The 11191-nt window shown below is 48.4% G+C and carries 11 protein-coding genes; 9 read left to right on the forward strand and 2 right to left on the reverse strand.

Annotated features, from left to right (window positions below):
* The first annotated feature begins 52 nt into the window (after positions 1-52).
* The 9 genes from OS145_RS04730 (at position 53) to OS145_RS04770 (ending at position 9322) form a co-directional block, all read left to right on the forward strand.
* Positions 53-1393 (forward strand): Na(+)-translocating NADH-quinone reductase subunit A, encoded by a 1341-nt coding sequence (locus OS145_RS04730; RefSeq protein ID WP_006955077.1) that lies wholly within the window; start codon positions 53-55, stop codon positions 1391-1393.
* Positions 1394-1395: 2 nt separating this feature from the next.
* Complete coding sequence (locus OS145_RS04735; protein ID WP_006955078.1) at positions 1396-2598, forward strand: NADH:ubiquinone reductase (Na(+)-transporting) subunit B; 1203 nt, start codon at positions 1396-1398, stop codon at positions 2596-2598.
* Positions 2591-3367: a Na(+)-translocating NADH-quinone reductase subunit C gene (locus OS145_RS04740; RefSeq protein ID WP_006955079.1), complete on the forward strand. Its 777-nt coding sequence runs from the start codon at positions 2591-2593 to the stop codon at positions 3365-3367. The genes OS145_RS04735 and OS145_RS04740 overlap by 8 nt, the downstream gene beginning before the upstream one ends.
* Positions 3360-3992 carry an NADH:ubiquinone reductase (Na(+)-transporting) subunit D gene (locus OS145_RS04745; RefSeq protein WP_006955080.1) on the forward strand — a complete coding sequence of 211 codons (633 nt, stop codon included), beginning with the start codon at positions 3360-3362 and terminating at the stop codon, positions 3990-3992. The genes OS145_RS04740 and OS145_RS04745 overlap by 8 nt, the downstream gene beginning before the upstream one ends.
* A 5-nt stretch (positions 3993-3997) precedes the next feature.
* Positions 3998-4606, forward strand: coding sequence for an NADH:ubiquinone reductase (Na(+)-transporting) subunit E (gene nqrE, locus OS145_RS04750; protein ID WP_006955081.1), 609 nt, complete (start codon positions 3998-4000; stop codon positions 4604-4606).
* A gap of 45 nt (positions 4607-4651) precedes the next feature.
* Positions 4652-5878, forward strand: a complete 1227-nt coding sequence (gene nqrF / locus OS145_RS04755; RefSeq protein WP_083773242.1) for an NADH:ubiquinone reductase (Na(+)-transporting) subunit F — start codon at positions 4652-4654, stop codon at positions 5876-5878.
* 3 nt (positions 5879-5881) lie between these two features.
* Complete coding sequence (locus tag OS145_RS04760; protein WP_006955083.1) at positions 5882-6922, forward strand: FAD:protein FMN transferase; 1041 nt, start codon at positions 5882-5884, stop codon at positions 6920-6922.
* A 19-nt stretch (positions 6923-6941) separates the two neighbouring features.
* Complete coding sequence (nqrM, locus tag OS145_RS04765) at positions 6942-7154, forward strand: (Na+)-NQR maturation NqrM (protein ID WP_006955084.1); 213 nt, start codon at positions 6942-6944, stop codon at positions 7152-7154.
* Between the two features lie 80 nt (positions 7155-7234).
* Positions 7235-9322 (forward strand): aminotransferase class V-fold PLP-dependent enzyme, encoded by a 2088-nt coding sequence (locus tag OS145_RS04770; RefSeq protein WP_006955085.1) that lies wholly within the window; start codon positions 7235-7237, stop codon positions 9320-9322.
* On the opposite strand, the gene OS145_RS04775 is transcribed toward OS145_RS04770, so the two are convergent.
* Together OS145_RS04775 and OS145_RS04780 are read right to left on the reverse strand one after the other, a co-directional pair.
* Complete coding sequence (locus OS145_RS04775; protein ID WP_242603650.1) at positions 9270-10361, reverse strand: WD40/YVTN/BNR-like repeat-containing protein; 1092 nt, start codon at positions 10359-10361, stop codon at positions 9270-9272. The two genes, OS145_RS04770 and OS145_RS04775, sit on opposite strands and share 53 nt — an antisense overlap.
* Positions 10361-11113, reverse strand: a complete 753-nt coding sequence (locus tag OS145_RS04780) for a YciK family oxidoreductase (protein ID WP_006955088.1) — start codon at positions 11111-11113, stop codon at positions 10361-10363. Before OS145_RS04780 ends, OS145_RS04775 begins: the two co-directional genes overlap by 1 nt.
* Positions 11114-11191 lie beyond the last annotated feature (78 nt).

The following is an 11191-nucleotide window of genomic DNA, read 5'->3' on the forward strand; positions in this document are numbered from 1 at the left end:
GTTATTATAGCTGGTTGTGATGAATCTTCCCTAACGAGTAGTGCAAACGCATATGATTACGATCAAAAAAGGGCTGGATATCCCAATTAAGGGTGCTCCCCAGCAGCAACTATCCGACGGTAAGGCCGTGACGACGGTCGCTACCTTGGGTGAAGAGTATGTCGGTATGCGCCCGACCATGCACGTGAAAGTGGACGATCGTGTAAAAAAAGGTCAGGTGATTTTCGAAGATAAAAAGAATCCAGGCGTGAAATACACTGCCCCTGGCGCAGGTAAGGTGAAAGACATCCTTCGTGGTGCTCGCCGTGTGCTGCAGGCAGTTGTAGTTGAGCTTGATGGCGATGAGCAAGTGACCTTTGAGTCGTTTGACAGTGCCAAGCTTGATGGTTTGGGTCGCGAAAAAGTGCAAGAGATTCTAGTCGAATCGGGTCAATGGCCAGCATTGAGAACGCGCCCATTCAGCAAAGCACCTGCTTTAGACGCTGAAGCTACCGCAATCTTCATCAATGCAATGGACACGAATCCATTGTGTGGCGATCCGACTGTTTATATTAATGAGCATAAACAAGCATTCATCGATGGTTTGAAAGTGCTTTCAAACCTGACTGAAGGCAAATTGTTTGTGGTTAAAGCTGCCGATGCAGAAGTGGATATCGGCGACACTAACGCACAGTTAGAGTCGTTCAGTGGTCCACACCCAGCCGGATTGGTGGGTACTCATATGCATTTCTTGAATCCAGTTAGCTTGAAGCGTCCCGCTTGGCATATTGGTTATCAAGACGTGATTGCCTACGGTAAGCTATTTACAACGGGTGAAATTTTCACCGAGCGCTTCGTTGCGTTAGCGGGTGAAGGTGTTAAAGAACCTCGCTTGTTACGTACCCGTTTAGGTGCTGATATCGTTGAGCTAACAGACGGTGAGCTTGCCGGTGACAACAACCGCGTTATATCTGGTTCTGTATTGAACGGTCACACAGCAGATGATGCGCATCGTTGGTTGGGTCGTTTCCACAATCAGGTGAGCGTTATTCCAGAGGGCAATCATAAAGAATTGTTCGGCTGGATCCGCCCTGGTTCAGATTTACACTCGGTCACGCGTGCTTATGCGGGCCACTTCAATCCGAAGAAGCTATTCAGCATGACCACTTCATTGAATGGGTCTGCGCGCTCAATGGTACCGATTGGTAACTACGAACGCGTGATGCCGCTGGATATCGTACCAACGCTATTATTGCGTGACTTATTATCAGGCGATACTGATGAAGGTCAGCAACTTGGCTGCTTGGAGCTGGATGAGGAAGATCTGGCATTGTGTACCTACGTATGCCCTGGAAAGTATGAATACGGACCAGTGTTGCGAGACTGTCTCACTAAGATTGAGAAAGAAGGCTAACCATGAGCTTGAAAGATACACTCGAGCGTATTGAGCCGCAATTTGAAAAAGGCGGCAAATACGAGAAGTGGTACGCGCTTTACGAAGCGGTAGCCACTATTCTTTATACACCAGGTACGGTGACTAAGTCGACGACTCACATTCGTGATCGTATCGACTTAAAACGCATCATGATCTTGGTATGGATGATGACATTCCCAGCGATGTTCTGGGGTATGTATAACGTGGGTAACCAAGCCGCGATGGCGTTGGCTGAAGGTTATCAATTAGGTGACGCATGGCAGGTGGGCTTATTCCACTTGTTGGGTGGCGACTTTGGCGGCGATGCTGGCTGGGGCACTAAGATGTGGTACGGCGCGTGCTGGTACCTACCTATCTATGCTGTTACCTTTATTGTTGGTGGCTTCTGGGAAGTACTATTTGCTTCTGTGCGTAAGCACGAAGTAAACGAAGGCTTCTTCGTCACCTCGGTACTGTTCTCGTTGATCCTGCCTGCGACCACGCCACTTTGGCAAGTTGCACTGGGTATCACCTTTGGTGTTGTCATTGGTAAGGAAATCTTCGGCGGTACGGGCCGTAACTTCTTGAACCCTGCGTTAACAGGTCGTGCATTCTTGTACTTTGCTTATCCAGCAAGTATGTCGGGCGACTCTATCTGGACAGCTGTTGATGGCTTCTCTGGTGCCACTAACCTAGGTAAAGCTGCGATGGGTCAAATCGACTACAGCAACACCGCTCTTTGGTGGGACGCTTTCTTAGGTAACATCCAAGGTTCAGTGGGCGAAGTCTCAACTCTGATGATTTTGATTGGTGGTCTTGCACTGATTTATTTCCGTATCGCCTCTTGGCGCATCGTCTCAGGCGTGTTCCTCGGTATGGTCGTATTCTCAAGCCTGCTTAACCTGATTGGTAGCGATACCAACCCAATGTTTGCAATGCAGTGGTACTGGCACTTAGTACTGGGTGGTTTTGCCTTTGGTATGATGTTTATGGCAACCGATCCGGTTTCAGCGTCATTTACGAACAAAGGTAAGTTTGCCTACGGTTTCTTGATTGGTTTCATGACCGTGATGATTCGTGTCGTCAACCCGGCGTTCCCTGAAGGCATCATGCTGGCAATCTTGTTCTCGAACGTCTTTGCACCATTGTTTGACTACTTCGTAGCACAAGCCAACATTAAACGGAGGTTAGCACGTAATGTCTAAGAAGAATGAAAGTTTAGGCAAAACGGTCGGTGTAGTGCTGGCGCTGTGTTTGGTTTGTTCTATCGTTGTATCAGGTGCGGCGATTGGTCTTAAACCAATGCAAGAGCGCAACGCTGCGCTAGCTATGCAGGAAAACATCCTTGATGCAGCCGGTATTCTAGAAAAAGGTATGGATGTGCCAGCTGTTTATAAAGAGCGCATTCAACCACTGGTTGTGAGTCTAAAAGACTATCAAGTCATGCAGGATGTTAACCCATCAGACTTTGATAACCGTAAAGCGGCGGGCGACCCTGAGCGTAGCACTAAACTACCAAAATCAGATGACCCTGCTGGCTTGGGTACGCGCGAAAATATGACCGAAGTTTACCTTATCAAAGACGGCAACGGTGGCACTAATGGTGCCGTGTTACATATCCGTGGCCAAGGTCTTTGGGGTACTATGTACGGCTTAATCGCGCTTGAAGACGACTTTAATACAGTTAAAGGCGTTAAATTTTATGAGCACTCGGAAACACCTGGTCTCGGTGGTGAAATCACCAACCCTGCTTGGGTTAAAACTTGGCAAGGTAAAGAGCTCTATGGCGATGACGGTCAAGTCCAATTCGACTTGGTGAAGGGCGGCGCTTCAGGCGAACACGAAGTCGACGCGCTGTCGGGTGCAACGTTAACCAGTAACGGTGTAGACGCACTGATTCAATTTTGGATGGGCGACGACGCCTACGGTCCGTTACTCGACAAATTGCGCAAAGGAGAGCTGACCAATGGCTAATGCAAAAGAAGTGAAGTCCGTACTCTTTGGACCGATATTTGCAAACAACCCAATTGCGTTACAGATCTTAGGTATCTGTTCAGCATTGGCGGTCACATCAAAAATGAGCAATACACTGGTTATGTGTATTGCTTTGACCGCAGTTGTTGCGTTTTCAAACTTTTTTATCTCGATTATCCGAAACCACATCCCTTCGAGCGTACGTATCATCGTTCAGATGACCATCATCGCGAGTTTGGTTATCGTGGTTGACCAAGTGCTGCGTGCTTACGCATACGAAATCTCGCGCGAGCTTTCGGTATTTGTTGGCTTGATTATTACCAACTGTATCGTTATGGGTCGCGCCGAAGCGTATGCAATGAAAAGCAGTCCAGGCATGTCGTTCTTAGATGGTATCGGCAATGGCTTAGGCTATTCATTAGTATTGCTCGTCGTTGGTTTTGTGCGTGAACTATTTGGTTCAGGTAGCCTGTTTGATGTGCAGATCTTACCTTTGGTTTCAGAAGGCGGTTGGTATGAGCCTGTGGGCTTGTTGTTAATGCCACCGAGCGCGTTCTTTATCATTGGCGGATTTATCTGGGTACTGCGTACCTTCCGCACTGAACAAGTCGAACCTAAGGAGTAAGCACAATGGAACAGTATATTAACCTGTTTATTCGTGCCGTATTCATTGAGAACTTGGCACTGTCATTCTTCTTAGGTATGTGTACCTTTTTGGCGGTATCTAAGAAAGTTAAAACGGCTTTTGGTCTGGGTGTAGCGGTTATTGTTGTATTGGGTATTTCGGTACCTGCTAACAATCTCATCTATCACAACATTCTTGCACCTGGCGCGTTGGGCTGGGCAGGATTTCCTGATGCAGACCTAAGCTTCTTGCGTTTCTTGACCTTTATCGGTGTTATTGCAGCGATTGTTCAGATTCTTGAAATGGCGTTGGACAAATTTGTGCCTGCACTTTACAACGCGCTCGGTATTTTCTTGCCGCTGATCACCGTGAACTGTGCCATCTTTGGTGGCGTATCGTTCATGGTAGAGCGTGATTATAACTTCGGTGAATCGGTTGTTTACGGCATCGGAAGTGGCGTGGGCTGGGCACTTGCAATTGTTGCTTTGGCCGCAGTGCGTGAGAAACTGAAATACGCCGATGTGCCTGATGGCCTACGTGGTCTCGGTGCAACGTTTATGTCAGTGGGTCTGATTGGTTTGGGCTTTATGTCGTTTTCCGGCGTATCTCTATAACCAGTGTGTTGAATCGATAAAAGTTAAAGGTACGAATCGATGGATATTCAACTGATTTCACTCAGTGTAGCGATGTTCACCATCATCGTACTAATTTTGGTCGCGATTATTATGTTTGCGAAATCAAAATTGGTACCTCAGGGTGATGTGGAAATCCTGATTAACGACGACGAAGACAAGAAAATCGTGACCCAGCCTGGCACTAAATTGTTGGGCGCACTCGCCAATGCTGGCATCTTCGTTTCGTCTGCGTGTGGTGGTGGTGGTTCATGTGGCCAGTGTCGCGTAACCATTAAAGACGGCGGTGGCGATATTCTACCGACCGAGCTCGACCACATTACTAAGAAAGAAGCGCGTGAAGGCGTGCGCTTGTCTTGCCAAGTCAATGTTAAGCAAGACATGAAAATTGAATTGCCAGAAGAAGTCTTTGGTATTCGTAAATGGGACTGTGTTGTTAAATCAAATGATAACGTGGCGACCTTTATTAAAGAGTTCGTTGTACAGTTGCCAGAAGGCGAAGAAGTACCGTTCCGTGCCGGTGGTTATATTCAAATCGAATGCCCGCCGCACCACGTGAAGTATAAAGACTTTGATATCGGTCCAGAATACCGTGGCGATTGGGAACGCTTTGGCTTCTTAGATGTTGAGTCTAAAGTCGACGAAGAAGTGGTACGTGCATACTCCATGGCGAACTACCCTGACGAGAAGGGTATCATCATGCTGAACGTACGTTGCGCAACACCGCCACCGAACGATTTGAGCTTGCCAGCAGGTAAGATGTCTTCATACATCTTTAGCTTGAAGCCAGGTGATAAAGTGACAATTTCAGGACCGTTTGGTGAGTTCTTTGCGAAAGAAACTGAAGCGGAAATGGTTTTCGTTGGTGGTGGTGCAGGTATGGCGCCGATGCGTTCGCATATCTTTGACCAACTGCGTCGCTTGAACACCGATCGTAAGATCTCGTTCTGGTACGGTGCACGTTCTAAACGTGAGATGTTCTACACCGAAGACTTTGACATGCTACAAGAAGAAAATGACAACTTCGAATGGCACGTTGCATTGTCGGATCCGCAGCCTGAGGACGATTGGGATGGCGACACAGGCTTTATCCACAACGTTCTATATGAGCGCTATCTGAAAGATCATGATGCGCCAGAAGACTGTGAATTCTACATGTGTGGTCCACCAGTGATGAACGCTGCGGTCATCAACATGCTCAAAGAGTTGGGCGTCGAAGATGAAAACATTATGTTGGATGATTTCGGTGGCTAATTAATGAACGTTTCTACAGTGAAACATGCATTAGCAAGCAAACTGTGGCTAGCCCTTTTGGGGCTAGCCTTTTTGGTTTCTTGCTCTGATGCGCCGCGTGTTATCAAAATGCAGGGCGCGACCATGGGAACCAGCTATCACATTACTGTGTTTAGTAAGGATCCTCGCTATGGTAAAGAAGAGATTCAGCGTCGTGTGGATACGGTGTTGGAGCAGGTCAATGCTCAGATGTCGACTTATGATCATACATCAGAGTTGTCGCTATTTAACCAGCACCAGTCGACTGACCCTGTTGTGATTTCTCGCGCGCTGGAAAAAGTCGTTTCTCGCGCCATTGAGATTGCCGATGAAACGGGTGGAGTGCTTGATGTAACTGTCGGACCTTTGGTGAACCTGTGGGGGTTCGGTCCGCAGAATCGTCCCGAGCAAACGCCAACAGCGGCACAGCTGGAACAAATCGAAGCTTATGTGGGCTATAAAAAACTCGCGATTGAGAACCATCAGTTGAGTAAGTCGCATCCTAAGGTTTATGTCGACTTATCGACTATTGCCAAAGGCTACGGAGTTGATAGGGTCGCGAGTTTGCTAGAAGACCTTGGGATCAGTCAGTATCTGGTTGAAATCGGTGGCGAAATCGTCGCTTCGGGTGGTAAGTCTGATAATGAGCCTTGGCGCCTCGCAATAGAAAAACCGGTTTCTACGGAACGTGCGGTGCAAGAAGTTGTCTCATTTAAAGAGGGCGCGTTAGCTACCTCCGGTGACTACCGAAATTTTTATGTTGAAGATGGACGTCGGTACTCGCATATTATTGACCCAAGAACTGGCGAGCCGATTCAACATAAACTGGTTTCAGTGAGCGTTTATGCTGATGATTGTATGTCTGCAGACGCCTATGCGACCGCACTTATGGTCATGGGACCCGAGCGCGCCAAAGCGTTTGCTCAGCAACATAAGCTGGCGGTGATGCTCGTATTTAAAACCGATGACGGTTTTCAGGAGTTTGTCAGTCCACAGTTTGAGCCTTTGCTGCAAAAAACGCATTAAGGACTGAGAAGGAGTACTCATGCAAACATTTTTACTTGTATTTGTTCTATTTGTGGTTGTCGTATTGGCAATGGCAGTCGGTTATATCATGCAGAAGAAGTCCATTTCGGGAAGTTGTGGTGGTATCGGCGCACTCGGGATGGAGAAAGCCTGCGACTGTGACGAACCGTGCGATAAGCGAAAAGATCGTATGCGTAAAGAAGCGCAATGGAAAGAAAACGAAATTCGTTGACCCTCAACAGTTATATCGTTATAACATTATGTGATTAGGGGCGCGGCAAGCGCCCTTGTTGTTTCGAAGGAGGGCTCTCAGTGAAACCGTTTGCACTAAATAGCGACAGTAAAGAAATTTATCTCGATTGCAATGCCACCACTCCTGTACTTCCGCAAATTGCGGATGCGGTGTCGCATACGATGGAGACGATATTTGGCAACCCCAGCAGCAGCCATGTGACCGGCCTCAAAGCGCGCTATATCCTCGATACAACTCGTCAGCTTGCCCGTCGTGTCGTCGGCGCATCTTCTGGTAAACTGATTTTTACGAGTGGTGCAACAGAGGGTATTCAAACGGCCGTCGTATCGGCGATTCGAGCGGCTGTCGATAACCCACAATCGCCACGTAGTTACCTCCTGTATGGCGCTACCGAACATAAAGCCGTGCCGCAGGCGCTGCAACATTGGAACCAGTTGCTCGGTCTTAATGCCGAGCTGAAAGCGATACCTGTGAATGAGCAGGGTATTCTTGACCATGAATTTATTGCGGAACATGTTGGACAGGCTGCAATGATATGCACCATGGCGGCTAATAATGAAACCGGTGTAAAGCAGGATCTGAGCGCACTTGAGCAGACTATTCGAACTCATGCGCCCGAAGTTCCTTGGATGGTCGATTGCGTACAGGCGCTCGGTAAGTTACCCCTTGCGCTCGACGATATCTCGATAGACTATGCGCCATTTAGCGGACATAAACTGTATGGCCCTAAAGGTATCGGTTTCATGGCGGTGCGCGAAAGTGCGCCGTTTACACCGCTTATTATCGGTGGTGGTCAGGAGTCAGGTTATCGCTCGGGTACCGAAAACTTGCCTGGTATCGCGGCGCTTCATGCACTGTTTGAATTGATGCTGGACCCGACGCAAACCACGTTTGTTGATCCGACAACGCTGGAGCACTATCGAGAGCAATTAGCGCGTGCTTTGCGACGTGCTTTTCCGAGTATTGTATTTAACCATGACTTTTCGGTGTCGGTACCGACAACCCTTAATTTTTCGGTAAAAGGTGTGTCATCTAAAGATATTATGGATGTCTTGGATGCCAGTCATATCCGAGTAAGTTCTGGCTCCGCGTGTAGCTCGAAAGTGACGCGCAGTTTTGTGTTAGATGCGATGGGGTTAAGTGATTGGCAGAGTGAATCTGCGATTCGCATGTCATTTGGCCCAGCGACAACTCAAGCAACCGTTGATAAGGCGTGTGAGCGTATTCAATTGGTTGCTCAAGCGCTTCAACAGTCTTGTTTGATCGTGGCAGATACCAATAATGATCACGATGCGCAATTGGACGGTGTGGTTCAATTGAAGTATGACGATCATTGTTGTTATGTATTGATTGATCGGGAAGCCCGAGAAGTGGCTATTATTGATCCGCATCCCGCCTTAGCGGGCCGGTTAGAAAACCTTGTACGGTGTCAGAACTATGATGTACAAGGTGTATTGGTTAGCTCTGATGATAGCGATGTTCAACAAGCGGCATCGATGCTCCGGGCGATGTTGATCGGTGCTGAGCCGAACACCGATATGTGGGGTTGGCCTGAACATGCCATTGCAGGATGCGACGCGGTGCCGGCGGAGTGTGACTGCGGTGTTCAGGGTTGCTTGTCGGTCGGTCAACGACGTTTATTTAAACTCGGTGATGAATTGCCGACATTTTTACTGAGTGAGCCCGTCAAAGCCGCTGAGAGTTTGCGTGTTGATTTTGCGTTCTTAGGTGCACATCAAGCTATCCGTGATATTCAGCATTGTATTAGCGATACGACTTTGGTGTGTCCGCGCAAAGATGGCGAGCATCAATTGGTGTTAGCAAAGTCAATGCAAAGCGGTGCGGCGAGTATAGTAGAGGATACCCAAGCGTTATGGGAACGAGATGACATCACGATTATTGATGTACGTGAACGGCAAGAGCACGTTGTCGATGACTTACCGGCGCACGCGAGCGTCGTTAATGTTCCACTCACCGAAGCGATTCAGTTTATTCATGAGCATCCGCAGCTAAAATCGTCGCCTTTAGTGTGTGTTTGCCGCTCAGGTCAGCGCAGCGGCGTGATGGCCGATGCGCTTACGCGATTAGGTTTTACTAAGGTACAACATTTGTCGGGGGGGCTTGCGCTGGCTTCCACACCAGTTTAGCAATGTAGCCTTCTTTACCCGCGAGCCAACATGCGGCATCACCGTGACACTGGATGTTCCAAATGTTGGCATCGCTGAGTTTATGCCATGTTTTACTTTGTAGATGAAATGCGGCAGCGCCCGAGGGGTTTGATGTGAGTAACCACTCTCCGTTATGGTCGACCTTATCAAGGCTGTATAACGTCCCGTCTAACGGCGGCTCTGGTAAAGCAGTAAACTTTCCTGACTGATAATGCCACAAGCGAGGCTGGTCATTTTGCTCTGCTTGCAGATGCCCACCAGCGATATAAAAGTTATCTTTACTTTCGGGATATACTGCAAAAATGCCAGCGCCAGGTCCTGATTGCATCGGCGTCTCGATAACATCAAAACGAATACCAAAACGGGCTTTAATGAGCACTCTTGCCACATCGGCATTGCCCGTCCCGATCATCCAAGTATCGTTGTGATAACGCACACAACTGCCGCTTGAGGCAAAGCCACCCTCGTTACTTTGCGGTTTTGCGCTCACTGCGCTGTTGGTTTTGATCCAGTTGCGGCCACTTGGACTGCGTACCATCCGCCATTCATCTCCTACGCTGTCCCCGGTAACCCAAGCTTCGCCCTGCGGTGAAATAGCCATGCAGTTTAAAAATGTATCGTTAGCGGCACCATAACGTAGGCGCCAATCGGCACCACCATTTTCCGTGAAGTAGATACGCGACTGACCATTGTCACCGATGCTGAGCGCGTAAGCACGTCGGTCGTCGATGGCTTCAATATCACGAAACTGCAAATCGCCGGGGCCCGGTTGTGAGTAGTCCCAACTGAAGCCCGCATCAGTTGAACGGGCGACACGGCCATCGACTCCGGATACCCAAATCGTGTTGCGACTTATCGGGCTGATGCCTATCCATTGTTGCGATTCAATCGATGTGACGACTTCAACTTTGGGCGGCTCCGGCGCATTAGACTGCGCGAAAACGGTCGTAGTAACAAAGGCGAAGGGCAACATTGATTTCTTGGCTATCGAAGCAATCATACTAACCTCAGGTTGCATTACTGTGCGTCAAAGCACAGATTATTCTCATTTTTACTATCATCGCCCATGAGATACAAATAAGTTGGCATAATATCTAACGCTGTCTTTAACGTTTTTGGATCTTCAGCCGGATACGCTTTAGAGCGCATCTTTGTACGGGTCGCTCCGGGATTTATGACGTTGGTGCGTACCGATGTGGTTTCATATTCATCCGCTATCACCTGTGCTAAGCCTTCAGTCGCAAACTTTGATACCGCATAGCTGCCCCAATAAGCGCGACCTTTACGACCTACACCCGATGACGTAAATACCACTGACGCAAATGGTGCTTTTTCTAATACCGGCATTAACGCCTGAGTCATTAGCATTGGGCCGGTGACATTGATTTGCAGCGCGTCATTCCAATCGTTTTCGTCAATATGAGTAAAGGGTGACAGAATCGAAAGAATACCTGCGTTGTGCAACACGCCGTCGAGATGGCCAAACTGCTGTTCGATGGTAGACGCCATGTCTTTATAGTGCTGTGCGGTAGCTCCTTTCAAATCGAGCGGCACAATCGCGGCCTGCGCATAACCGGCGGCTTCAATTTCGTCATAGACAGCTTCAAGCTTGGCGGTGGTGCGGCCTAGTAGAATGACAGTCGCCCCATGTTGGGCAAAACTTAATGCGGCCTGGCGACCAATACCTTCACCTGCACCTGTGACCAATATCGTTTTGTTCGCCAGTAGATCAGCCGGCGCCTGATAGTCGTGTACCGTTTTGATTTGCATATTTACTTGATTCCATTGGACTGTTTGTAGATCGTTAAGCTATTGTACGTATATTCGAGTAACTTCTCAGCAAACGAA

Origin of the sequence: Idiomarina baltica OS145 (assembly GCF_000152885.1) — a bacterium.
In the GTDB taxonomy this organism is placed as follows: domain Bacteria; phylum Pseudomonadota; class Gammaproteobacteria; order Enterobacterales; family Alteromonadaceae; genus Idiomarina; species Idiomarina baltica.

Coding starts and splice junctions, on each gene's coding strand:
- OS145_RS04730 (WP_006955077.1), top strand. CDS start 53: ATGATTACGATCAAAAAAGGGCTGGATATCCCAATTAAGGGTGCTCCC.
- OS145_RS04735 (WP_006955078.1), top strand. CDS start 1,396: ATGAGCTTGAAAGATACACTCGAGCGTATTGAGCCGCAATTTGAAAAA.
- OS145_RS04740 (WP_006955079.1), top strand. CDS start 2,591: ATGTCTAAGAAGAATGAAAGTTTAGGCAAAACGGTCGGTGTAGTGCTG.
- OS145_RS04745 (WP_006955080.1), top strand. CDS start 3,360: ATGGCTAATGCAAAAGAAGTGAAGTCCGTACTCTTTGGACCGATATTT.
- nqrE (WP_006955081.1), top strand. CDS start 3,998: ATGGAACAGTATATTAACCTGTTTATTCGTGCCGTATTCATTGAGAAC.
- OS145_RS04760 (WP_006955083.1), top strand. CDS start 5,882: ATGAACGTTTCTACAGTGAAACATGCATTAGCAAGCAAACTGTGGCTA.
- nqrM (WP_006955084.1), top strand. CDS start 6,942: ATGCAAACATTTTTACTTGTATTTGTTCTATTTGTGGTTGTCGTATTG.
- OS145_RS04775 (WP_242603650.1), bottom strand. CDS start 10,361: ATGCAACCTGAGGTTAGTATGATTGCTTCGATAGCCAAGAAATCAATG.
- OS145_RS04780 (WP_006955088.1), bottom strand. CDS start 11,113: ATGCAAATCAAAACGGTACACGACTATCAGGCGCCGGCTGATCTACTG.